The organism is Paraburkholderia pallida, from assembly GCF_004524855.1.
Taxonomy (GTDB): Bacteria; Pseudomonadota; Gammaproteobacteria; order Burkholderiales; family Burkholderiaceae; genus Paraburkholderia; species Paraburkholderia oxyphila.
This window is the reverse complement of sequence record NZ_CP038149.1, coordinates 2362107-2386033: the sequence shown is the minus strand read 5'-3', so window position 1 is coordinate 2386033 and position 23927 is coordinate 2362107. Positions and strand designations below refer to the sequence as shown.

Genomic DNA, 23927 nt, shown 5'->3' with positions numbered 1-23927 from the left:
TAGCCCAAAAAAACGGGCGCCGTAACAGGCGCCCGCCGAAAATCGAAACGCCGGCGCATCGCGAGGTATTCGCGCTGCGCCGGCGTTTTCGCTGGTGCGAGCGGACCGCGCGGTCCGCCAGCGCTTATTGCGCCTGGCCCACCGGCGTGACTTGCGTTGCGTAGGCCGAAACGAACACGGCGTGGATCGTGTCGCCAACCTTGAGCTTCTTCAGATCGATATCGGGCGTGGCTTCGAGCGTCACCGTCTGATAGGCGCCGCGCAGCGTGACTTCACGCTTCTTCATGTTGATGTGCTGCACCGTGGCCTGCACCTCGACCTGGCGCGCCGCGTCGTAGCCCGACGAAGCCGGCAGATAGACGTTGGTATCGACGCGCTTGCGAATGCCCTTGTCCTTGCCCGTGACCTTTTCGGCCGTCACGAGCAGTGCGTTCTTGTAGAGCACGTCGACGGTATCGCCCACGTTGAGCTGGTCGAAATTGCCCACCTGCTGGCTGAGCGCGATGTCCACGTCGTTGCCGCGCGGGCCGCGCAGCGTGACGACGCGCGCCGCACGGTCGATGCCGACGATCTTGGCCTGCACATGAATCGGCTCCGCATTGGCGACGATCGCTTGCGCCGCGCCCGCAAGCGCCGATTGTGCCTGAGGCGCCGACGCCGGCTGCTCGGTCTGCGCCGATGCGGCTTGCGCGAACGCCATGCTAACGACCACCGCTGCTGCCAACGATGTTGCCTTCATCATCTGTATTCTCCAAAAGTCGGGGTTTAGTTTTCGCTGCAACGGCTTGTGCCGAAGTGGGACGATTCTACGCGTCCCTTTTAAAAACCGACTAGAGAATGGCTGAGAGCCAGATCAGATTAAGCTGAACGCATCACAAAAAGCGCTGCTTTATTGATCGGTGTCGAATCCGAAATAATTCAGCACATTTTTTCTATCCACGAAACGTGGATGTGATGCGTATCGATATGTGACGTTGGTATGAAGTGATACAGGTATTAGGTATGCATGACGAAAAAAAACCGCGAATCAAAAGATTCGCGGTTTTATTCACTACGCATTTCCAGCGTCGACGGCAACTGAAATAATCTTCAGGCTGCCTGAACAGAATCAAACGCGCTCGATGGCGATAGCGATGCCCTGGCCGACACCGATACACATCGTGCACAGTGCATAGCGGCCCTGCGTGCGGTGCAGTTGATACATCGCCGTCGTCACGAGACGCGCGCCGCTCATGCCCAGCGGATGGCCCAGCGCGATGGCGCCGCCGTTCGCGTTGACGCGGGGATCGTCGTCGGCCACGCCGAGCATGCGCAGCACGGCCAGGCCCTGCGAGGCGAACGCTTCGTTGAGCTCGATCACGTCGAACTGGTCGATGGTCATGTTCAGGCGCGCGAGCAGCTTCTGCGTGGCGGGCGCCGGACCGATACCCATCACGCGCGGCGCAACGCCCGCGGTCGCAATGCCGATCACGCGCGCGCGCGGCGTGAGGCCGAAGCGTTTCGCGTTTTCCTCGTTGGCGAGCAGCAGCGCGCACGCACCGTCGTTCACGCCCGACGCATTGCCCGCGGTCACCGAGCCATCCGGGCTCACGACGCCCTTGAGCTTCGCCAGCGTCTCGAGGGTCGTCTCGCGCGGATGCTCGTCGCGCGACACCACGAGCGGATCGCCCTTCTTCTGCGCGATCGTCACCGCGACGATCTCCTGCGCGAGCGTGCCGTCGGCCTGCGCGCGCGCGGCCTTTTGCTGGCTGCGCAGCGCGAACGCGTCCTGATCGGCACGGCTCACGCCGTAATCGACGGCAACGTTCTCGGCGGTCTCCGGCATCGAGTCCACGCCGTACTGCTGCTTCATCAGCTTGTTGACGAAGCGCCAGCCGATGGTCGTGTCGTAGATCGCGGCGTCGCGCGCGAAGGCGCTGGCAGACTTGCCCATCACGAACGGCGCACGGCTCATGCTCTCCACGCCGCCCGCGATCATCAGGCCCGCTTCGCCCGACTTGAGCGCGCGCGCGGCAATGCCCACGGCGTCCATGCCCGAGCCGCACAGCCGGTTCACGGTCGAGCCCGGCACGGCCTGCGGCAGACCCGCCAGCAGCGACGACATGCGCGCGACGTTACGGTTGTCTTCGCCCGCCTGGTTCGCGCAGCCGTAGATCACGTCGTCGATTGCGGTCCAGTCCACGTCCTTGTTGCGCTCCATGAGCGCCTTGAGCGGCACGGCGCCGAGGTCGTCGGCGCGAACCTGCGCAAGGGCGCCCGCGTAGCGGCCGATCGGTGTGCGAATCGCGTCGCAGATGAATGCTTCCGTCATGAGAGTCTCCAGTTCCAGTCGCACGTGGTGCGATCCAATGCAAAGCTGATTGAGATTGACGGACTGCGCGGGCGATAAAAAGTGGCGGGACTCGAGCGCGCATGTCCAGATGCGATTTGTTCGTTACGCGAACTCATGGTCGTTTAACGAACAATTGACGCCCATGATAGGCGTCGCAGCGCGCGAGTGTCAAGCTGGCGTCTCACCTGATCGAAGGGGCGCATTCCGTCAGATGAAATGAAAACGGCCGCACAGAACATCTGTCTGTGCGGCCGTCGGCCTGTACGGACCGGTGCCCCGGCGGTTCCCGCCCGGGCGCCGGTCCGCGCCGGTGATTAACGCGACATCATGTTCATGCCGACGTTGTGCATGACCCAGATCGTGCCGAAGATCAGGAACGCAGCCGCCAGCACAGTATAGGCGAGCGAGAGCACATTCCAGCCCTGCCCCGACGACGTGTTCAGATGCAGGAAGAACACGAGGTGCACGATCACCTGCACGAAGGCCAGTACGGCGAGCACGACCATGATGATGCCCGGCGCCAGCGTGCCGTGCATGACGACGCCGAACGCAGCGGCCGTCAACAGCACCGCGAGGATGAAGCCCGCCACATAGCTGCCGAGGCTGCCATGGGCTTCGCTATGAGAATGTGCCATTTAGATCACGCTCCCGAGATAGACAAAGGTAAACACGCAGATCCACACCACGTCGAGGAAGTGCCAGAAAAGGCTGAGGCACGTGAGACGGCGCACTTCCCGGTCGTCCAGCTGCGGACGGCGGATCACCTGCATCATCAGCACGGCCATCCAGACGAGGCCGAAGAAGACGTGCACACCGTGCGTGCTGACCAGCACGAAGAACGACGAGAGGAACGCGCTGCGCTGCGGACCCGCGCCTTCGGCGATCAGGTGAGAGAACTCGCGCAGTTCCAGCACGAGGAAGAGCGCGCCCAGAATGAAGGTCACGCTCAGCCAGCCGAGTACCGCGCCGGTCTTGCGCTGGTGCGCGCCGAGCATGGCGAAACCGTAGGTGATGCTGGAAATCAGCAGCACGGCGGTTTCCACTGCAACGTCGCTGATATTGAACAGGTCCTTGCCCGTGGGGCCGCCCGCGAACTGATGCCCGAGCACGCCGAACGTGGCGAACAGCGCCGCGAACAGGATGCAGTCGGTCATCAGGTACACCCAGAAGCCGAAAACGGACTGTGAGGGCGGATGATCGTGATGATCGAAATCGGCAAGCGTTGCCGTATTGGTTTTCTGTAACATCGCTTAAGCCTCCACGGCGTCCAACTTGCGCTCGGCGGCAACCGTCGCACGATGGCGCTTCTCTTCGATCTCGCGAACCTTCGCGGCCGGAATGTAATACCCGTCGTCGTCGCCGAAGCTGCGTGCGGCGATGGTGACAACGATGGCGATAAACGCGAGCACACCGAGCCACGTGATGTGCCAGACGCCCGAAAAGCCCAGCACCAGACTGAACATGCCGACAAAGAAGCCCGCCGACGTATTCGACGGCATGTGAATGTCGCTGTACTTCGCGGCGAGACCCATGCCACGGCCCGTTTCCTTCATGTGGGCGAAGGCGTCGATGTCCTGCACCTGCGGGATGAGCGCGAAGTTATAGACCGCCGGCGGCGACGAGGTCGCCCATTCGAGCGTGCGGCCGTCCCACGGGTCGCCCGTGACGTCCTGGCATTCCGCCTTGTTGCGGTTCACGAACGCCATCACCCACTGGAGCACCTGGAACACCACGCCGAGCGCGATGATCGCCACGCCAATGGCGGCCACGATGAAATACGGATGCCATGCGGGGTTGTCGTAGTGGTTCAGGCGGCGCGTTGCGCCCATGAAGCCAAGCACGTAGATCGGCACGAACGCCACGTAGAAGCCCACGAACCAGCACCAGAACGACGCCTTGCCGAGCTTTTCGCTGGGCTTGAGGCCGAACACCTTCGGGAACCAGTAATGCAGGCCCGCGAGGTAGCCGAACACCACGCCGCCGATAATGGCGTTATGGAAGTGCGCCACGAGGAACAGCGAGTTGTGCAGCACGAAGTCCGCGCCCGGAATGGCCATCATCACGCCGGTCATGCCGCCGATCGAGAACGTGACCATGAAGCCGATCGTCCAGAGCACGGGGGCCGTGAAATGGACGCGCCCGCGGTACATCGTGAACAGCCAGTTGAAGATCTTCACGCCCGTGGGGATCGCGATGATCATGGTGGCGATGCCGAAGAACGCGTTGACGTCGGCACCCGAGCCCATCGTGAAGAAGTGGTGCGCCCACACGAGGAACGCGAGGATCATGATCGCGCACGAGGCATAGACCATCGTCTTGTAGCCGAACAGCGGCTTCTTGCAGAACGTGGCCATGACTTCCGAATAGATGCCGAACGCAGGCAGCACGAGGATGTACACCTCGGGGTGGCCCCACGCCCAGATCAGGTTCAGATACAGCATCATGTTGCCGCCGCCGTCATTCGTGAAGAAGTGCATCCCGAGGTAGCGGTCGAAGCCCAGCAGCGCAACGGCGATCGTGAGGATCGGAAACGTGGCCATGATGAGCACGTTCGAGCACAGCGCCGTCCACGTGAACACCGGCATCTTCATGAGGCTCATGCCCGGCGCGCGCATCTTGATGATGGTCACGAAGAAGTTGATGCCGGTAATGAGCGTGCCCACGCCTGAAAGCTGAACGGCCCATATGTAGTAGTCAACCCCGACGGTTGGACTGTACGCGAGCTCCGAGAGCGGCGGATAGGCAAGCCAGCCCACCTGCGCGAACTCGCCGACGAAGAGCGACAGGTTGATGAGGATTGCACTGATGGCCGTCATCCAGAACGACAGCGAGTTCAGGAACGGGAACGCCACGTCGCGCGCGCCGATCTGCAGCGGCACCACGAGGTTGAACAGGCCGACCATGAGCGCCATCGCCATGAAGAAGATCATGATGACGCCGTGCGCCGTGAAGATCTGGTCGTAGTGATGCGGCGGCAGATAACCCGGCCCGTCGAACGCAATGGCCTGCTGGACGCGCATCATGACGGCGTCGGCAAAGCCGCGCACGAGCATGAGCACGGCCACGATGATGTACATGAGACCAATGCGCTTGTGGTCCACGCTCGTGAGCCACTCGCTCCAGATGGTTTTCCATTTGCCGGTCGCGATCACGAGACCGAGCACGCCGATGACGATCAGCGCCATGAACGCCGTGGCGCCCATGATGATCGGCTGATCGAACGGGATTGCCTCTAATGTCAGTTTGCCGAACATGCTGCTTACCCCTTGGTCACGCACGACGGGTCGGTGAAATCCGTGACGTGGCCGTTGTTGTACTTCGCGATGATGTTGTTGAAGAGCTTCGAGTCGACCGTCGAGAAGTACTCAACCGGCGCCTTCTCGCTCGGCTCCGAGACCTTCGCGTACTGGTCCATCGAAAGCGACGTCTGCGACGCCTTCACCTTCTGGACCCACGCGTCGAAATCCTGCTGGCTCGTCGCGAGCGTGCGGAACTTCATGTCCGAGAAGCCCTTGCCGCTGTAGTTGGCCGAGATGCCCGCGTAGTCACCCGCTTCGTCGGCGATCAGGTGCAGGCGCGTCTGCATGCCCGCCATCGCATAGACCTGGGTGCCCAGCTGCGGGATGAAGAACGAATTCATTACCGAATCCGACGTGATGCGGAAATTGACCGGCGTGCCCACCGGCACGGCGAGCTGATTCACCGTGGCGATGCCGAGGTCCGGGTAGATGAACAGCCACTTCCAGTCGAGCGCGACGACTTCGACGTTGATGGGCTTCGCGCTCGATTCGAGCGGCTTGTAGGGATCGAGCTCGTGAGAGGTCTTCCAGGTGAGGATCGCGAGGAAGAGGATGATGACGGCCGGAATGCTCCAGACCACCACTTCGATCGCGGTGGAATGCGCCCATTTGGGCGCGTAGGTGGCGTTGCGGTTGGACGCGCGGTAGCGCCAGGCGAAAAAGAGCGTGAGCAGGATGACCGGTATCACCACCAGCAGCATGGCCCACGTGGCCGTGGCGATGAGGTGCTTCTCGGCCAGGCCGACGCTCCCCTTGGGGTCGAGCACGGTCAGCTCGCCGCTGCATCCCGCGAGGGAGGCGAGCAGCCCGCCGCCGAGGGGGATTAACCACCTTTTGAAGGCTTTTCTCTTCATGTTTGCCTGTTCTTCCGTTTAACCACCTGGACGCTTTTATGCATTTGCATCGCAAAATAGCCACGCAAAATGCACCCCTATCGTGTTTAGCGAAATTCTACGGAAATGGCCTATCCGGAAATTTGATCTCGGACAGATTTTTGACCCTCAACATATCTCGATCGAGCAAGCGCGACAGAAAGACGCAAATTACTTTCGATTATCTTTCAATGCGGCGAGCAGCCCATGAAGAGGGGCTTCCAGCATGCACAGAGCATGTTGGGGAGGGAAATAGAGGAGACCCTGGAGCGCGGAAGAAGTGAAAAGCAACAAGTCCTGCATTTAGTCTGACATTAATATTCGACTGGCTTCAGGGAAGATAATTTGATAATAAGATTGACTTCAACATAACGCCGAAATATCCACTCTCAAATTACGTCAACCCCAATATCCGGCTTTGATATTGCTGAAAATCAAATATCAAAGCGATAAAGTCCGTCGCCGCCTCGATTTTCCGTCTCGACCGGCCTCGCTCGCCGCGCGCCGGTTGGCGAATCAATGCGCTTGCGCTATCGTCATGGGTTCCTTACGCGCCGCCTGAAGCCCTTGATCCGACGCCCCGACGCCATGAACCCCGCCAGCCGCGCTACGCCCGACCCTTCCGACGAGCAGCCGGAGATCCCCGAAAAGCCGGGTGACTCCTACGTGCAGTCGTTCGCACGCGGGCTTTCCGTGATCCGCGCGTTCAATGCCGAGCACCCCGAGCAGACGCTCACCGACGTCGCCGCCGCCACCGGCCTCACGCGCGCCGGCGCGCGCCGCATCCTGCTCACGCTGCAGACGCTCGGCTATGTGGAGGCCGAAGGGCGGCTGTTCCGGCTCACGCCCAAGATCCTCGACCTCGGCTTCGCGTACCTCACGTCGATGCCGTTCTGGAATCTGGCCGAGCCCGTCATGGAAGCGCTCTCGGCCGAGGTGCACGAAAGCTGCTCGGCCGCCGTGCTCGACCGCACCGAGATCGTCTATGTGCTGCGCGTGCCCACGCACAAGATCATGACGATCAACCTCTCGATCGGCAGCCGCCTGCCCGCCTATTGCACCTCGATGGGGCGCGTGCTGCTCGCGACGCTCGACGAAGCGACGCTCGACGCCACGCTCGGCGCCGCGCCGCTCTACGCGCACACGCCGCGCACCGTCACTGACAAGGACGAGCTCAAGAAGATCATCGCGCAGGTGCGCCAGCAAGGCTGGGCCATCGTCGACCAGGAGCTCGAAGGCGGCCTGATCTCGATCTCCGCGCCCATCCGCAACCGTCAGGGCCGCGTTATCGCCGCCATGAACATCAGCGGCAACGCGCAGCGCACCTCGGCGAAGCAAATGGTCAAGGCGTTCCTCGATCCGCTCCTGCAGGCCTCCCAGCGCGTCTCGGAGATGGTGGCGCTGCGCACCTGATCGCGCTGGGCGCCCGCTACCGCCTCACGCGGCGTCGGCGAACACCTGGACGAGCCAGTCCGCGAACGCTCGCACGCGCAGCGAAAGCTGCCGGTTCTGCGCAAACAGCACGGAAACCGGCATGGGCGGGGGCGGCTGGTCCGCCAGCACGACGCACAGCTCGCCGTTGGCCAGCTGCTCGCGCACGCGGTAGCGCGGCACCTGCACGAGCCCGAGCCCCGCAACGGCGCCGGCCGTGTAGAGCTCCGCCCCGTTCACCGCCACCGCGCCGGGCAACGTGAGCGTGCGCACGCCCTCGGGCATCGCGAATTCGAGCGGATGCGCGCGGCCCGTGGCCGGCGAGAGATAGTTGACGGCGTGATGGCCCGACGCGAGCGCGTCGATCGACGCCGGGTCACCGTGCCGTTCGAGATACGCGGGACTCGCGACCGTAACCTGCTCGAGCAGCGCGACACGCCGCGCGATCATCGACGAATCGGCGAGCTCGCCCGCGCGCAGCACGCAATCGACGCCCTCGCGCACGAGGTCGACGAATTGATCGCCCGAGCCGATGAAGAGCTCGATGCGCGGATAACGCGCGAGAAACTGCGGCAGGCGCGGCATCACGAAATACTGCGCGAGCGTGCCCTGCATGTTCACGCGCAGGCGTCCCTGGGGATCGGTGTCGCGAAAGGCCTCCTCGGTTTCCTCGAGCTCGGCGAGCAGACGCGTGCAGCGCTGGTAGTAGGCATCGCCGTCGGGCGTAGGCTTCACTTGACGCGTAGTGCGCTCGAGAAGGCGCACGCCGAGGCGCGCCTCCAGGCGCTTGATCGAATTCGTGACGGTGGCGCGCGGCAGGTTCAGGTCTTCCGCCGCATGCGTGAAGCTGCGGCGGTCGACGATGCGCGTGAAGATCTGCATCTCCTGGAAACGGTCCAAGGGCACTCTCGAATGGGTTCAAGGGGTCGCATGCATCTTCGCATGACCCATGGCACTCGCCAAAAATACCCAGTATCGATGGACGCCCTTGCGCCCGCATAAGGACGCCTTAAGCGCGCCCGGGGCATGCTTGCCGCCTCGCGCGCGGCTTGCTCAGCTCATCGCCACCCGCTGCACCGTCGCGACGAAGGCGAGGCCCGCGTCCTCGAGCCGCCCCGAGTTGTCGATATGCGTGAGCGACGCGCCCGCGGGCACCTCGAACGGCGCGCGCCGCGCGAGACGCGCGGCCACCTGCTCCGGCGTCTCCCGCGCGCGCGAGGCGAGCCGCGCGGCCAGCACGTGCTGCGCGGCGTTCACGTGCACGAGCGACATGCGCGGATAGCGCGCGAGCGCCTCGTTCACGTAGGCGCGCGAGCCGTTCACCACCACCGTGCAGCCCAGCCCGAGCCATTGGTCGACCTCCACGCCAATGCCATAACGCAGCGCGTGGCTGCGCCATTGCAGCGCGAAGAGGCCAAGGCGCGAGCGCGCTTCGAATTCGGTGTCGGTGAGCGCGATGTGGTTTTCGCCGCCGCCGGCTTCGCGCGTGATGTAGCGATGCGCGAACAGTACACCCTCAGCCGCGAGCCGTGCCCGCGCGAAACCGAGCAGCGAGTCCTTGCCCGCGCCCGACGGGCCCATCACGTAGATCAGGCGGCACGTCATGCGCGCACCCGTGCCTGCTCGTCTGCCACGCAATCCGCGGGAAAATCCACGCGTCGCCACAACGCGAACGGTTCGCCCGGACGCGGCTCGACGTAGAGCGCGACACCCTCCACGGGCAGCGGGCCCGCGTCGCGCATCTGCGCATTCCAGGCGTGCGTGAGCGAGGCGCGCAGCGCTTCGTCGTCGAGCGAATCGGAGAGCGTCATGTGGAAGCGGAATTCATCGAACACGTACGGATAGCCCCACTCTTCGACATAGGCGCGCTGGCGTGGCGTGAGCGGCGCATCGAGGCGCCTCGCCAACTCGTCGGCCGTTTGCGCAGCGCGCAGGTGGCCAAGCGTGCGCAAGGCAGAGGCGGCGAGTTCGTTCAGCGCCTGGGCGCCGCTATCATCGGCGGCACTCAGCGCGACGAAGCGCCCCAGCGTGGCTGCCTCCACCGCAACTTCGAAGCGCGCGCGCCCCGCGCCCCATGCCTGCGCGGCGGCAAGCAGCGTTTGCGGCGTCACGCCCGCCGCGAGACGGAACGGCGGCACGAGCGTGCCGTGCCAGCCATATCGGCGCGGCGCGCCCGTGAGCGCCTCGAGCGGCTGCGCGAGCGCGGCGGGCCGCGGCGGCGCGAGGGTCTCGCCGCTTTCCGGGTCGCGGCCGAGCCAGGCGCAACCGGCCCGCCACCACTGCGACGCGCGCGGCGGCGCGTAATAGATCGCGAAGCGCGTGGCCTCGCTCCAGCTTTCGTGCGCCGCGCTCATACGTCGTGCTCCACCATCAACTGCACGCGGTCCGCCGCGAAATGCGTGATGCCGTACTTGATCGGCACGCCGTCGAGATCGACGTCGACGTTCTCGACCCACAGCACCGGCTGCTGCCGGTTGATGTTCAGACGCCGCGCCACTTCGGGCTCGGGCAGCACGCTGCCGATGCGGCTCCACTTGCGCAGATAGTCGCTCACGCCGTATTCGGCGAGCGCCTTCGAGGTGCTGTCCACGCGCTCCATGACCGCGGGAAAATCGGCGAAGCGCGCGGCCGGATACCAGCTGCGCGCATAAGTGAGCGGCACGCCGTCCGACTCGTGCAGCGTCTCCAGCCGATAAACCAGCGCGCCTGCGCGCAAGCCCAGCGCCTTCGCAACGCCAGGGTCGGCCTTCACGCGCGAGGACGCGAGCAGCTTGCCCACCGCCGAATGCTGGTGACGCTGCAGGTTTTCAGTGAAGCGCGTGCGCTTGCCGATGGTGTAGTCGATCGCCCCGGGCTGCACGAAAGTGCCGCGCCCCTGCTCCACGCTCACGAGGCCGAGCGCCGCGAGTCCCAGCATGGCGCGACGCACCGTGTGGCGGTTCACGTCGAAGCGCCGCGCGAGCTCGCCTTCGCTCGGCAGGCGGCCGTCGTCGCCGAAGCCCTTGGCCGCGATCTCGGCCGCGAGGATCTGCTCGATCTGCCGCCACACCGCCACGCCTGCGCCACGCTCTAGCGTGCTGTGCGGGGCGTCGTCGTTCGATGTCATGGTGCTGTCATTCCTCCCGGTTCCAATATGGGGTGTAGCTTGCGCATTGTAGTGTGCATGGCGTGATGGAAATATGAAAACGTTCCCCTTGCGCTCAGAGTATTGCTACCCGTGTAAACATCTAGACGTTTAGATGAGTAGATGCTTCAATGTACACCTTAGTTCACGACACAGGAACTCCGATGAACGCATCTCCCGTCCCGCCCACCGCCGCGTCCGCCGCACGGCGCGCCTGGATGGCGGTTCTCGCGCGCACCCCGCGCGCCGAGCTCGAAGCGGCCTTCAGCGCGGCGCTCGGCGGCGCGCGCGCGCCGGCCTTCGACTGGTTGCGCCCGCCCCAGACCGGGCTCGCGATGGTGCGCGGGCGCGTCGGCGGCACCGGCAACGCCTTCAATCTCGGCGAAGCCACCGTCACGCGCGCCACGCTGCGTCTGCGCGCGCAGGGCGGCAGCGGCGCCACCGTGGGCGTGGCGTGCCTGCTGGGCCGCGACAAGCGCCGCGCCGAACTCGCCGCGCTCGCCGACGCGCTCCTGCAGCAGCCCGAGCACCACGCCCGGCTCCAGACGCAATTGATCGAGCCGCTCGCGGCACGCCTGGCGGCGCAACGCGCCGCACAACGCGACGAGACCGCCAGCACGAAGGTCGAGTTCTTCACGATGGTTCGAGGCGACGCATGAACGAACAACCCAGCATCCCTGATACGCCCGATGCGCCCGGTACGTCCGGCACGCAGGCGGCCCTTCACGAGTCGCTCGATACGCTCGCGCCCGGTTTCGCCGATCCGGTCCACGACACCCAGGCTGTTTTCCGCACGCTGCTCGGCGCGCTCTCGCGCCCCGGGACGATCGCCACGATCGAGACGCCGCTGCCCGCCGCGACGAGCGAGAGCGCCTCATCATCGGGCGCACCGCGAGCGGGTCTCGCGGTGTTTGCCGCGCTGCTCACGCTCTGCGACTACGCCACGCCCGTGTGGCTCGCGCAGCCCGACGCCGCGCTGGCGGCCGCGCTGCGCTTTCACGCTGACGCGCCGCTCGCGGGCACGCCGCGCGAAGCCGCCTTCGCCTACGTGCACGACGCCGCCGCGCTGCCGCCGCTCGATGCGTTCGCATGCGGCACGCCCGAATCGCCGGAGCAATCGGCCACGGTGTTCGTGCGCGTCGAGTCCCTGACCGATGGCCCGTCGATCACGCTGCGCGGCCCCGGCATCGAGTCGACGCACGCCATCGCGCCCGCCGGCCTGCCCGCGCGCTTCTGGGAGGACCGTGCCGAACTCGCGCCGCTCTTTCCATGCGGCATCGACTTCTATTTCGTCTGCGGCGCCCAGATCATGGGCCTGCCGCGCACGACTCGCGTGGAGGTGAACTGATGTACGTCGCCGTCAAAGGAGGAGAGCGCGCGATCGAAGCGTCGTGGCGCCTGCTCGACCAGGCGCGTCGCGGAGACACGCGCGTGCCCGAGCTGAGCGTCGCGCAGATCCGCGAACAGATGCGCCTCGCCGTGGCGCGCGTGATGGCCGAAGGCTCGGTCTACGACGAAGAGCTCGCCGCGCTCGCGATCAAGCAGGCTGCGGGCGATCTCGTCGAAGCGATCTTTCTGCTGCGCGCGTATCGCACGACGCTGCCGCGCTTCGGCTACACGCTGCCGGTGGAAACGGAGCAGATGGCCGTGCAGCGTCGCATCTCCGCCACCTTCAAGGACGTGCCCGGCGGCCAGGTGCTGGGGGCGACCTACGACTACACGCAGCGCCTGCTCGATTTCGCGCTGCTCGCGGAAGGCGACGATGTTTCGGATAGCGAATCGACTGCCCTGTCTCATGCACAACACGGCGCGCAACACAACGTCTCGAACGAAGCCACGCCGATGCCGCGCGTGGTCACGCTGCTCGACAAAGAAGGCCTGATCGAGCAGGAGACGCCGTCGAGCGAGGCCTGCGAGCCCGGCGACCTCTCGCGCGAGCCGCTCGCGTTTCCCGCCGATCGCACCGTGCGTCTGCAGAACCTCGCGCGCGGCGACGAAGGCTTCCTGCTCGCGATGGGCTACGCCACGCAACGCGGCTATGCGCATTCGCATCCGTTCGCGGGCGAGATCCGCTTTGGCTCGGTGGCTGTGGAGATGGTGCTCGACGAGCTTGGCGAGGCGGTCGAGATCGGCGAGATCGAACTGACCGAATGCCAGATGATCAACCAGTTCGCGGGCAGCAAGGATGTGCCGCCCGCCTTTACGCAGGGCTACGGTCTCGCGTTCGGCCACGCGGAGCGCAAGGCCATGGCGATGGCGCTCGTCGACCGCGCGCTGCGCGCCGAGGAGTTGGGCGAAACGCTGGCCTCCCCCACCCAGGACATCGAATTCATGCTTTCGCATAGCGACAACGTGGAGGCCTCGGGCTTCGTGCAGCACCTGAAACTGCCGCATTACGTGGATTTCCAGGCCGAGCTCGAACTCGTGCGCCGCCTGCGCGCACAGCAAGCGCGCGGCGACATGCCAACCGGGGAGGCCGCATGAACGCGCCCGATACCTTTGACACCTCGCTCGCCTCGCACGAAACCCAGGCGGCCCAGGGCTACAACTTCGCGTATCTCGACGAGCAGACCAAGCGCATGATCCGCCGCGCGCTGCTCAAGGCGGTGGCCGTGCCCGGCTACCAGGTGCCGTTCGCCTCGCGTGAAATGCCGCTGCCGTATGGCTGGGGCACGGGCGGCATCCAGGTGACGGCGGCCATCATCGGCGCGAACGACACGCTCAAGGTGATCGACCAGGGCTCGGACGACACCACGAACGCCGTCAACATCCGCCGCTTCTTCGCGCGCACGACGGGCGTGGCCACTACGCGCCGCACCCAGGACGCGACGATCGTGCAGACGCGCCACCGCATTCCCGAAACGCCGCTCACCGAGAAGCAGATCCTCGTCTACCAGGTGCCGATGCCTGAACCGCTGTTCCGGCTCGAACCGCGCGTGGCCGAATGCAAGAAGCTGCACGCGCTCGCCGATTACGGGCTCATCAGCGTGAAGCTCTACGAAGACATCGTGCAGCACGGCAGCATCGCCACGACCTACGACTATCCGGTGACGGTGAACGGCCGCTATCTCACGTCGCCCTCGCCGATTCCGAAGTTCGACAATCCCAAGCTCCACATGAATGCCGCGCTGCAGTTGTTCGGCGCGGGCCGCGAGCGCCGCATCTACGCGATCCCGCCTTATACGCCGGTGAAGAGCCTCGACTTCGACGACCACCCGTTCGAAGTGCAGCGCTGGGAGCACGCGTGCGCGCTGTGCGGCTCGCGCGAGAGCTTCCTCGACGAGATGATCGTCGACGATGCGGGGCAGCGCATGTTCGTCTGCTCGGACAGCGACTATTGCCACGAGCGGCGAGACGCTGAGGACAGCCAGGAAAATGCGCAAGAAAATGCGCAGGCCAGCGCGCAGGCATTGGCAGCAGGAGAACACGTATGACGCCCGGTTTCACGCCACTCCTTCGCGCCCGCCACCTCACGAAGCAATACGGCGGCCGCAACGGCTGCCGCGACGTGAACTTCGACCTGTATCCCGGCGAGGTGCTGTGCATCGTCGGCGAATCGGGCTCGGGCAAGACCACGCTGCTCAACACGCTCGCGCTGCGCACCCCGGCCGACTCCGGCACGCTGCAGTATGTGAACGCGAACGGCGAAACGCTCGACCTGCTCACGCTTTCCGAGCCGCGCCGGCGCCTGCTCGCGCGCACCGAATGGGGCTTCGTGCAGCAGAATCCGCGTGACGGGCTGCGCGCCGGCGTCTCGGCGGGTGCCAACATCGGCGAGCCGTTGATGGCCGTGGGCGCGCGCCACTACGGGCGCATCCGCCAGACCGCGCAGCAGTGGATGCAGCGCGTCGAGCTCGACGCCACGCGCATCGACGAATTGCCCGCCGCGTTCTCGGGCGGCATGCAGCAACGCCTGCAGATCGCGCGCAATCTCGTCACGGGCCCGCGCCTCGTGTTCATGGATGAGCCCACCGCCGGCCTCGACGTTTCGGTGCAGGCGCGCCTGCTCGATCTGCTGCGCACGCTCACCACGACGCTGCATCTCTCGGTGCTGATCGTCACGCACGACATTGGCGTCGCGCGCCTGCTCGCGCACCGCCTGATGGTGATGCAAGGCGGCAGCGTGGTCGAAGCGGGGCTGACCGACCAGGTGCTCGACGATCCTCAGCATCCCTACACACAAACTCTGGTAGCTTCCGTGCTGCCGGTATAGGACGAACCATGACTCCCGATCCCTCGATCGCGCGCGCGTTCGCCGAACGCCCCGCACTCATGCTGCGCGCCGAAGACGTGCGCAAGACCTTCACGCTGCACGGCCAGGGCGGCATCGGCATCGAAGCGCTCGCGGGCGTCTCGCTCGACGTGGAGCGCGGCGAATGCGTCGTGCTGGTCGGCCCCTCGGGCGCCGGCAAGAGCACCTTCCTGCGCTGCCTCTACGGCAACTATCTCGCGAGCGGCGGCTCGATCGCCATCCGCGACGAAGCGGTGCCCGGGCAGCACCTGGAAATCACCGGCGCCGAGCCGCACGACGTGCTGCGCCTGCGCCGCAACGTGGTGGGCTACGTGAGCCAGTTCCTGCGCGTGATTCCGCGCGTGTCCGCGCTCGATATCGTCGCCGCGCCTCTCGTCTCGCGCGGCGTGGAAGAGGACGACGCGCGCGAACAGGCCGCTGCATTGCTCGCGCGCCTGAACGTGCCGCGGCGGCTCTGGCCGCTCGCGCCCGCCACCTTTTCGGGCGGCGAGCAGCAGCGCGTGAACATCGCGCGCGGGCTGATCGCGCAGCATCGCGTGCTGCTGCTCGACGAGCCCACGGCCTCGCTAGACGCCGAAAACCGCGCCGTGGTCGCGGGCTTGATCGTGGAGGCGCGCGAGCGCGGCGCCGCGATCGTCGGCGTCTTTCACGACGAGGACACGCGCGTGCGCGTGGCCTCGCGCGTGCTCGCGCTCGCCGCCCCGCAAGCGCAGGCGCCGGTTGCCGAAATGGCCTGAAAGTGCCTTGAAAAGACGCGGCCTGTCATTTGCGGCAGGCAGAATCACCGTTAAACCCGCGCTCGAAGCGCCGCTTGTACTGTATTCCGACCCGATTTCCGGAGCCCGACGATGTTGATCAAAAACGCTCGCATCGTGACGCGAGACGAAGTTTTCACCGGCACGCTGCGTGTCGAAGACGGCACGATCCGCGAGATCTCGCGCGGCACGACCGCCGCGCCCGACGCGCAGGACTGGGAAGGCGACTTCCTGTTGCCGGGGCTCGTCGAGCTGCACACCGACAACCTCGAAAAGCACCTCGCGCCGCGCCCCGGCGTGCACTGGAACACCGACGCCGCATTCGTGATCCACGACGCGCAGATCGCCGCGGCCGGCATCACCACGGTGTTCGATGCGCTCGCCATCGGCACGCGTGCCGCCGTGAGCGTGCGCGGCCGCGATGTGCAGCTCGCGAGCGCCGCCGCGCTCTCGCGCTTCTCGGAGCGCAAGCTGCTGCGCGCCGAGCACTTTCTGCACTTGCGCTGCGAGATCGCGACCGAAGACGTAATCGAACTTTTCGACATCCTGAGCGAGCACCCGCTCCTGCGCCTCGCCTCGGTGATGGACCACACGCCTGGCCAGCGCCAGTGGCACGACCGCACGCAATGGCGTCGCTTCCAGGAGCGCCACGGCAAGTGGACCGACCAGCAGGCCGAAACCATGCTCGCCGAGATGGCCACCGAGCAGGAGCGCTATGCCGACGCCCATCGCCGCGAGATCGTCGAGCGTTGCCGCGCGCGCAACATCCCGCTCGCGAGCCACGACGACACGCTCGTCGAGCACGTCGAGCAAGCGGCGGCGGAAGGCATCGTGCTGGCCGAATTCCCGACCACGCGCGCGGCGGCCGTCGAGGCGAAAAAGCGCGGCATCGCGACGATCATGGGCGCGCCGAACGTGGTGCGCGGCGGCTCGCATTCGGGCAACGTTTCCGCGCTCGAACTGGCGCAGGCGGACCTGCTCGACATCCTCTCGTCTGACTACGTGCCGTCGAGCCTGCTCACCGCCGCGTTCGATCTCGTGACCAAGGCCGACTGGACGCTGCCGCGCGCGCTCGCGACGGTCTCGTGGGAGCCGGCGCGCAAGGCGGGCCTCACCGACCGCGGCGCGATCGAGCCAGGCCTGCGCGCGGACTTCGTGCGCGTGACGATGCTCGACACGTTGCCGGTGCCGCGCGCAACGTATCGCGCGGGTGCACGCATGGTCTGAGTCCGGGCAAAGCGCGCATTCGTGCGCGCTCTCGATATGCCGCATTCGCACGCGCCACTCGTGCTGCACTGCGGCAGCGGCACGGCGTAATGAGGGCGTACCTGACAACGGACCCAACGGTACGCCATCGTTTCGTTTTCAACTCCCCTTCATATGCCGCGCGCATTCTTCAGACTGTTGCGGCGGAGCATCGCAATCGCCCTCGCCGGCGCCGCCGGCGGCTCCCGCCCCTAACCCCGAGCGCCTTATCCCACAAGGCTTTGCAGCCCGGTGCGCAGGCGTACGAACGAACGTTCAGCGGATCGAATCCCGCTATCCGGTATTACACTAGCGACGCAGCAATTTTGACCGGGTAAGCTTTGCGCCGCCGCTCGCTCCCAAGCCAGCGAGCCCAACGAATGTTCCGGCGCGAGCCGCGCCGGAATCAAGCGCGGCGGCGGCACGACCGCACGCTGCGCGCCCTGAACCATACCGAGGAGTACACATAGTGAAAAAACTGCTTGCCACCCTGTCGGTCGCCCTGCTGGCTGTCTCGGCCGGCGTCGCCCACGCCAAGGATTGGACCACCGTGCGCTTCGGCGTCGACGCGAGCTACGCGCCGTTCGAATCGAAGGCACCCGATGGCAAGCTCGTCGGCTTCGACATCGACCTCGGCAACGAGATCTGCAAGCGCCTGAACGCGAAGTGCGTGTGGGTCGAGCAAGACTTCGACGGCATGATCCCGGGCCTGAAGGCCAAGAAGTTCGACGGCGTGCTGTCCTCGATGACGATCACCCCGCAGCGCGAAGAGCAGATCGCCTTCTCGGCGAAGCTGTTCAACACGCCGACGCGCCTCGTCGCCAAGAAGGGCTCGAGCCTGCAGCCGAGCGCCGATTCGCTCAAGGGCAAGTCGGTGGGCGTCGAGCAGGGCACGATCCAGGAAACCTACGCGAAGGAAAACTGGGCGCCCAAGGGCGTGAACGTGGTGCCTTACCAGAACCAGGACCAGGTCTACGCGGACCTGCTCTCGGGCCGTCTGGACGCAGCGCTGCAGGATGAAGTGCAAGCCGACCTCGGCTTCCTGAAGACGCCGCGCGGCGCCGGCTTCCAGTTCGCGGGCAAGGAAATCCCGACGGGCGCTGCCGCCATCGGCCTGCGCAAGGAAGACGCGGACCTGAAGACGAAGATCGACAAGGCTATCGCCGACATGATCAAGGACGGCACGTACAAGAAGATCGAGTCGAAGTACTTCGACTTCGACGTGTACGGCGGCTAAGCAATACGTCCCATGCCCCGCAGCATGTGCTTGCGGGGTCAACGAAAAGGCCCGGACCGCGACGCGGTTCGGGCCTTTCGTTTCAGCATGACGCCGATACCGGACAATGCAGACCTGATTGCTGCCGGGCTTGCGCCGTTCGCGCCGGAAACCGCAGCGATCAAGGCCGGACGCCTGATGCTGGAAGAAATCGAGCGGAGTGCACGGCGTAATGAGAGCTTTGCTTTCGAAACGACGCTTTCGGGCCTCGGCTATCTGCGCCACATCGCACGATGGCAAGCGCAGGGTTATCGTGTCAGTGTGTATTTCCTGAAACTGCCCGATGCCGAGACTGCGATAGCGCTCGTGGCAAGCCGGGTTCGCCAAGGCGGGCACGACATCCCCGAAGAGGTAATACGCCGCCGCTTTGCCGCTGGCTGGGACAACTTCTGCAACCATTACCGCGGTCTGGCGGATGATTGGGCCGTATACGACAACACGGGCGATGTGCCCGTTCTGCTGGAATGGGGAGAGAAACCATGACGCAACAGGAACTTTACAAAGCGAAAAACCCGGATCTGCGTGCTTCGCTGGCAGCCATGCAACGTGCTGCGGAATTGGCACGGCAAACAGCCATCCTGACCAATACGGAAATTATCGTTGTGCGCAATGGTAAGGTGGTGCGTATCCCGGCTGAACAGTTGCGTATGGGCGAGGCATGAGCCGGGTTGATGATCTCATTGCGGAGCCTTGTCCGGAAGAAGTGATGTTCCACTAACCAGGCCAAAACCAGACAGCGTGCGCAGCGCCTCTTCGTAGCGCACCGCGCGAGCCCATCCTTTTTCATTTCCACTTCACTGCGCCGCAGGCTCGCCGCGCTCCGGGCGGGTGGCCCGCAGCGCGGCGAGATCGTCGATCAGAAGCGATACGTCGCCTGCAGCGACCCCGCCTGTGCCGAAGCGTGCGTCGTATTGATGAGCGCGTCGTAGCCCAGCGAGACGTCGAGGTTCTTCATCGGCTGCATGCTCACGCGGATGCCGGTGGTGAGATAGCCGCGCGGCAGGCTCGTGCCCGGCGCCGCGAAGAGCGTGCCGTCCTGCGACGCCACGCTCACGGCGCGGCCCGCATCGAGCACCTCGTGCGCGTAGCCGAGCCGCAGCTGCACGTTCACGGGCCGCAGCGCGTCGCCGAACGCCTTGTCGAGCGTCACTTCGGCATAAGGCTGGAGGCTGTGCACGTTGTCGGTGCCCACCTGCAGATCCTGGCCGCCCGCGCCGCTCTCGCCGAAGCCGTTCGCGTGGAAATACGCGTAACGCAGACCCACGCGCGGCGTGAGCACGAAGCTGCCCAGCGTGAGCGGCAGGCTCGCCTGCGCCGCCGTCGTGAACTCCTGGCCGACGTGATCGCCCTGCGCGGTGCCCACGCCCACGAACGGACGATTCTGCGAGAGGAAATCGACGCCGTAGCCGACGGTTGCGGCCACATCTACCGGACCGAGCGAGCGGCTGCCATAGAACGCTGCGCGCAGTGTGTCGATGGAGCCCGAATCGCCGGTCTCCGATTCGTCGAGATCGGTGTGCGTGTAGCCGCCCGCGAGACCGATCGTGTAGTCGCCAAGGCGACGCTCGGCACCCGCAAGGAAGCCATAGCGGTTGGCCTGGAAGCCAGGCTCGCCCGCGCTGCCGCCGACCTTGGTCTGCGTGCCGGTAGCGTCGATCCACGCCGCCGGCGATGCGCCCGCCGCCGTGCGCGCACCACCCGCATGCTCGAGCAGCGCGGCGCTCGCGTCCTGCGCGTTGAGCACCGTCGCCGTGCCGAGCGCCGCGTAGATGCTCGTGTCGGTCGGCGCGATGACGACCGGGGCCGTCGCCACGGGCGGATCGCTGGGCGCCGTGGACGTGGGCGCTGCAGTCGTGGATGTCGTCGACGTGGGCGTCGTGGGCGTCGTGGGCGTGGTCGGTGTTGACGCGCTGTTGGCCAACACGAGATCGACGCCGTTCGCGCCATACGCCACCGACGACGTCAACGTGCCCAGATTCGCGCCGTTCTGCAGCGTGCCCGTCACGTGCGCGAACTGGCCGCTCACGCCCTTCGCCGCCGACACGATCGCGTACTGCGTCGCCGAATAGGTGCCCGGATCGTAGGTGATCGCGAGCACGCCGTTGAGCGTCGCGCTGCCATTCACCTTGAGCTGCGAAGCCGCCGTCGGGCTCACTTCGATCGACAGCGTCGCCGTGCTCGCCTGCGTGTAATTGCCGTTCACGGTGAGCGTGCCGATCGAGCCGCCAGGCGCAACGGTGCCGCTGTTCGTCACGTTGCCGAGAATCGTACCGTGGCCGCGCAGCGTGCCCGTGCCGACGACGTTCGCGTCGCCGCCGAGCACCGCGTTCGTGTGGTCGATGTCGCCCACTTCGAGCGTGCCGCCCGAGATGTCGGTCGTGTTGGTAAAGGCGGAGCTATTGCCGTTGAGGATCAGCTGGCCGCTGCCTTGCTTGAGGATCTGGCCGGTGCCGCTGACCGAGCCGTCGAACGTCGTCGAGCCGTTGACGACGTTGAGATTGCGCGTGCCCAGCACCACGCTGCCGGTGCCGACGAGGCCCGCCACGGTCGTGCCGTTGGCGGTGGCCGAAATGTCGAACGTGCCGTAGTCGCTCACGATGCTCGAGCTCGCGATGCTGCCCGCGCCGGCGAGCGCGAGCGTGCCGCCGAGGATCGACGTCGCGCCGGTATAGGCGTTGACGCCGGTGAGCGTGAGCGTGCCCGCACCGACCTTGACGAGCGCACCGCTGCCCGCGATGGCCTGCGCGATCGAGCCGGCGTGGCCGTTGGTGTCGAACGTGCCGCCCTGTGCGCCGAGCGTGATCGCACGCGTGGCCGCGAGCGAGAACGCGCTGCCCCAGCGCAGCGTCCCGCCGCTGAGCGTGAGCGCGCCAGTTGCCGCGCCAAGGCCGCTGTCCGCGTTCACGACGAGCGCGCCGCCGGTGAGCGTCGTGCCGCCGCTGTAGGTATTCGCGCCCGTGAAGGTCTGCGTGCCACCGCTCACAGTCATGCCGCCCGTGCCCGTGATCGCGCCGCCGTAAGTCGCGGCGGCGCTCGAGCCCGTCAGCGTGAGCGTGCGGCTGCCGAGCACGACGGTGCCGCCCGTGCCCGTGCTGCTGAGGCTCTTCACCGCCGCAGCCGCCGCGTTCGAAACGTCGAACGTGCCGTCGACATCCACCGTCTGCGAGCTGGCGATGCTGCCGTTGCCGGTGAGCGCGAGCGTCGCGCCCGGGAGGATGTTCGTCGCGCCGGTATAGGTGTTGACGCCGCCAAGCGCTTCACTGCCGCCCGTCAGGCTGACATTGCCGCTGCCGCCGATCGTGCCCGAAAACGTATCGCCGACCGTGGCGTTCGTGATCGAGAAGCTCTTGCTGCCGAGCACGACGTTGCCGCTGCCGACAAACCGCGTGAGCGACGCGCCGCCCGTCACGTTGGTGATATCGAGGGTGCCGAGATCGTCGACGAGCGAGGAGCTCGCGATGCTGCCCGCGCCGGACAGCGCGAGCGTGCCGCCCGCGCCGATCGTCGTGGCGCCCGTATAGGCGTTCTGCGCGCTGAACGTCACCTTGGCGGCGGGCAGCACGCTGACCTGGCCCGCGCCGGAGATCACGCCGTTCACGTCGAGCGTAGTGCCCGAGAAGTTCACCTGCGCCGCGCTGTCGTCGAGGCTGATCGCGCCGAGCATCGCCCCGCTCTGCGTGCTGCCGATGGTCGCGCTCACGCCTGCGCTCAGTTCCACGACGCCGTTGATGAGCGAATTCGTGCCGATCGTGAGCGCGTTCGTGCCGCCCGTGAAGTCGATCGCACTGGCTTGCACGCCGCCGGACGTGCCGCCGCTGATCGTGCCGTCGTTGGTGATCGTGAGCGATGAACCGACGATGCCTGCGCCGCTGTTGGCGCTGCCATACAGCATCGGCAAAATCAGGCCGCCGCCGGTGCCGCCCGCTGCGCCCTGGATGACACCGCCGGCGTTGTTCGTGATGGTCAGGTTGTTGCCGCTCACGCCTGCGCCGCCCGTGCCGCCCGCCCCGCCGAGACCGATATATGACGAGCCGTTCGCGCCAGTACCGCCGCTGATCATGCCGCTGTTGACGACAGTCATGTCGTTGCCGGCCAGCGCGTTGCCGCCATTGCCGCCGTTACCGCCGATATAGGGACCGAAGATGATTCCACCGCTGAAGGTCGCGCTAGCACCGTTGCCGCCGCTGATCGTGCTGCCGGCCGTGTTCGTGACGCTCAGGCCGTTGCCGCTGATCGCCGTGCCGCCCGCGCCACCCGCGCCACCGCTGCCGCCATCACCGCCCGTGATCTTGCCGCCGTTGCTGACGATGCTCACGCCGTTCGCCGCGATGCCGATACCACCAGCGCCGCCGGCACCCGTCTGACCGCCGCCGAAAATGGCATTGCCCCCGCCACCACCACCGGCGCCCGTAACCCACGCGCCGGAGCCGAGCGTGATCGAAGCATCGCTCGCAGCCGAGAGCACCTGGATGCCGATGCCGCCTGCGCCGCCCGCACCGCCGGTCCCGCCCGGCAGAAATCCCTCGCCGCTACTCCCGCCGCCGCCGCCGCCACCGCCCGCGACGAAGACGCCCGGCTGAATCGTCAGGCCACCTGCGGTCGCGCCATTGATCACGATGCCGTTGCCGCCGTTACCGCCGTTGCCCCCCGATGCGGCCGCGATCGAAGCCCCACCGCCGCCGCCTCCGCCGCCAACCGCGTTCCCGGTCACCGTGAAGGTGCCCTCACTGAGCGTCGCGGCCGCTGTGCCCGCTGCGCCTGCCGCACTGAACGTCGCACCGCCGGCACCCTGAGCATTCGCCGGGTTGTCGAGCCAGAAGCCCCAGCCGCCGTCGTTGCCGGCAGGCGTGCCGCCCCCGGCGCCGCCCACGCCCCATGTGCCCGGCGCGCCGCCCATGCCCACGCCGCCGGCCACGTTATACGTCGTCGAGGCTAAGGTGGCCCACGCATTCGTACCGCTCAGCGCGAGCAGCAGGACCGCCGGACAAGCCCGCAACGCCGGCCGCAAAAAGCGCTGTGCGCGCTCAAGCGGATCGAAAACCTCAGGTGCGACGCGCACCGATCGCGCACCGCGCTTGCCCGTCGTACGCGCCAGTTCCGTGACCGCCTGCCAGGCGCCGGTGCTCGTATTCCATACCACCCGGTAAAACCGATTCATCCCCATCACCCCTTGTTATTACCGACTTTCAAGCCGGGTCCGAGCGAGTTATCGGCCCGCGCCAAGGGTTCTGAATAGGGACGCTCACGAAATACTTCTAGATCGCGTTCGCGCACCAAAATCGCTTTTTTATGGCCTGAATAAAGACAACGTTTGCGCAAACATTTTTAATTAGCCATACGA

At 66.1% G+C, this 23927-nt stretch carries 22 protein-coding genes; 11 read left to right on the top strand and 11 right to left on the bottom strand.

What is annotated here, in order from left to right; all coding sequences use genetic code 11:
• Positions 1-124: 124 nt before the first annotated feature.
• From E1956_RS25775 to cyoA, 6 genes are all read right to left on the bottom strand, one after another.
• A complete protein-coding gene (locus tag E1956_RS25775; protein ID WP_134754894.1) occupies positions 125-739 on the bottom strand; it encodes a hypothetical protein in 615 nt (204 codons plus the stop codon).
• Positions 740-1108: 369 nt separating this feature from the next.
• On the bottom strand, positions 1109-2311 hold the full coding sequence (pcaF, locus tag E1956_RS25770; protein ID WP_134754105.1) for a 3-oxoadipyl-CoA thiolase: 1203 nt from the start codon (positions 2309-2311) through the stop codon (positions 1109-1111).
• A 335-nt stretch (positions 2312-2646) separates the two neighbouring features.
• On the bottom strand, positions 2647-2967 hold the full coding sequence (gene cyoD, locus E1956_RS25765; RefSeq protein WP_028221735.1) for a cytochrome o ubiquinol oxidase subunit IV: 321 nt from the start codon (positions 2965-2967) through the stop codon (positions 2647-2649).
• Positions 2968-3579: a cytochrome o ubiquinol oxidase subunit III gene (gene cyoC, locus E1956_RS25760; RefSeq protein WP_134754103.1), complete on the bottom strand. Its 612-nt coding sequence runs from the start codon at positions 3577-3579 to the stop codon at positions 2968-2970.
• 3 nt (positions 3580-3582) lie between these two features.
• Positions 3583-5586: a cytochrome o ubiquinol oxidase subunit I gene (gene cyoB / locus E1956_RS25755; protein WP_134754101.1), complete on the bottom strand. Its 2004-nt coding sequence runs from the start codon at positions 5584-5586 to the stop codon at positions 3583-3585.
• 5 nt (positions 5587-5591) lie between these two features.
• Positions 5592-6485 carry a ubiquinol oxidase subunit II gene (cyoA, locus tag E1956_RS25750; protein WP_134754099.1) on the bottom strand — a complete coding sequence of 298 codons (894 nt, stop codon included), beginning with the start codon at positions 6483-6485 and terminating at the stop codon, positions 5592-5594.
• Between the two features lie 606 nt (positions 6486-7091).
• Here cyoA and E1956_RS25745 point away from each other — a divergent pair.
• Positions 7092-7916: an IclR family transcriptional regulator gene (locus E1956_RS25745; RefSeq protein WP_134754892.1), complete on the top strand. Its 825-nt coding sequence runs from the start codon at positions 7092-7094 to the stop codon at positions 7914-7916.
• A 24-nt stretch (positions 7917-7940) separates the two neighbouring features.
• On the opposite strand, the gene E1956_RS25740 is transcribed toward E1956_RS25745, so the two are convergent.
• From E1956_RS25740 to phnF, 4 genes are all read right to left on the bottom strand, one after another.
• Positions 7941-8834, bottom strand: a complete 894-nt coding sequence (locus E1956_RS25740; RefSeq protein WP_134754097.1) for a LysR family transcriptional regulator — start codon at positions 8832-8834, stop codon at positions 7941-7943.
• Between the two features lie 153 nt (positions 8835-8987).
• Positions 8988-9539, bottom strand: a complete 552-nt coding sequence (phnN, locus tag E1956_RS25735) for a phosphonate metabolism protein/1,5-bisphosphokinase (PRPP-forming) PhnN (RefSeq protein WP_134754095.1) — start codon at positions 9537-9539, stop codon at positions 8988-8990.
• Positions 9536-10288 (bottom strand): DUF1045 domain-containing protein, encoded by a 753-nt coding sequence (locus E1956_RS25730; RefSeq protein ID WP_134754093.1) that lies wholly within the window; start codon positions 10286-10288, stop codon positions 9536-9538. Before E1956_RS25730 ends, phnN begins: the two co-directional genes overlap by 4 nt.
• The gene (gene phnF, locus E1956_RS25725; protein ID WP_028221727.1) at positions 10285-11040 is read right to left on the bottom strand and encodes a phosphonate metabolism transcriptional regulator PhnF; all 756 of its coding nucleotides are present in this window, start codon (positions 11038-11040) and stop codon (positions 10285-10287) included. Before phnF ends, E1956_RS25730 begins: the two co-directional genes overlap by 4 nt.
• 182 nt (positions 11041-11222) lie before the next feature.
• Between phnF and phnG the strand changes: the two genes are divergently transcribed.
• The 10 genes from phnG to E1956_RS25675 all read left to right on the top strand — a co-directional run bounded on the left by phnG (position 11223) and on the right by E1956_RS25675 (position 19248).
• Positions 11223-11717, top strand: coding sequence for a phosphonate C-P lyase system protein PhnG (gene phnG / locus E1956_RS25720; RefSeq protein ID WP_134754091.1), 495 nt, complete (start codon positions 11223-11225; stop codon positions 11715-11717).
• Complete coding sequence (phnH, locus tag E1956_RS25715; protein ID WP_134754089.1) at positions 11714-12406, top strand: phosphonate C-P lyase system protein PhnH; 693 nt, start codon at positions 11714-11716, stop codon at positions 12404-12406. The genes phnG and phnH overlap by 4 nt, the downstream gene beginning before the upstream one ends.
• Complete coding sequence (locus E1956_RS25710) at positions 12406-13542, top strand: carbon-phosphorus lyase complex subunit (RefSeq protein WP_134754087.1); 1137 nt, start codon at positions 12406-12408, stop codon at positions 13540-13542. Before phnH ends, E1956_RS25710 begins: the two co-directional genes overlap by 1 nt.
• A complete protein-coding gene (locus E1956_RS25705) occupies positions 13539-14492 on the top strand; it encodes an alpha-D-ribose 1-methylphosphonate 5-phosphate C-P-lyase PhnJ (RefSeq protein ID WP_134754085.1) in 954 nt (317 codons plus the stop codon). The genes E1956_RS25710 and E1956_RS25705 overlap by 4 nt, the downstream gene beginning before the upstream one ends.
• Entirely contained in the window at positions 14489-15271 is a 783-nt protein-coding gene (gene phnK / locus E1956_RS25700) for a phosphonate C-P lyase system protein PhnK (protein ID WP_134754083.1), read from the top strand. The genes E1956_RS25705 and phnK overlap by 4 nt, the downstream gene beginning before the upstream one ends.
• An 8-nt stretch (positions 15272-15279) precedes the next feature.
• The gene (gene phnL / locus E1956_RS25695) at positions 15280-16047 is read left to right on the top strand and encodes a phosphonate C-P lyase system protein PhnL (RefSeq protein ID WP_134754081.1); all 768 of its coding nucleotides are present in this window, start codon (positions 15280-15282) and stop codon (positions 16045-16047) included.
• Positions 16048-16158: 111 nt separating this feature from the next.
• Positions 16159-17292: an alpha-D-ribose 1-methylphosphonate 5-triphosphate diphosphatase gene (locus tag E1956_RS25690; RefSeq protein ID WP_134754079.1), complete on the top strand. Its 1134-nt coding sequence runs from the start codon at positions 16159-16161 to the stop codon at positions 17290-17292.
• 487 nt (positions 17293-17779) lie between these two features.
• Positions 17780-18547 (top strand): ABC transporter substrate-binding protein, encoded by a 768-nt coding sequence (locus E1956_RS25685; protein ID WP_133193480.1) that lies wholly within the window; start codon positions 17780-17782, stop codon positions 18545-18547.
• A gap of 12 nt (positions 18548-18559) precedes the next feature.
• Positions 18560-19069, top strand: coding sequence for a zeta toxin family protein (locus E1956_RS25680; RefSeq protein ID WP_232071618.1), 510 nt, complete (start codon positions 18560-18562; stop codon positions 19067-19069).
• Positions 19066-19248 (top strand): hypothetical protein, encoded by a 183-nt coding sequence (locus E1956_RS25675; protein WP_134754076.1) that lies wholly within the window; start codon positions 19066-19068, stop codon positions 19246-19248. The genes E1956_RS25680 and E1956_RS25675 overlap by 4 nt, the downstream gene beginning before the upstream one ends.
• A gap of 194 nt (positions 19249-19442) precedes the next feature.
• Here E1956_RS25675 and E1956_RS25670 read toward each other — a convergent pair whose 3' ends face one another.
• Positions 19443-23744: an autotransporter domain-containing protein gene (locus E1956_RS25670; protein WP_134754074.1), complete on the bottom strand. Its 4302-nt coding sequence runs from the start codon at positions 23742-23744 to the stop codon at positions 19443-19445.
• Positions 23745-23927: the final 183 nt, after the last annotated feature.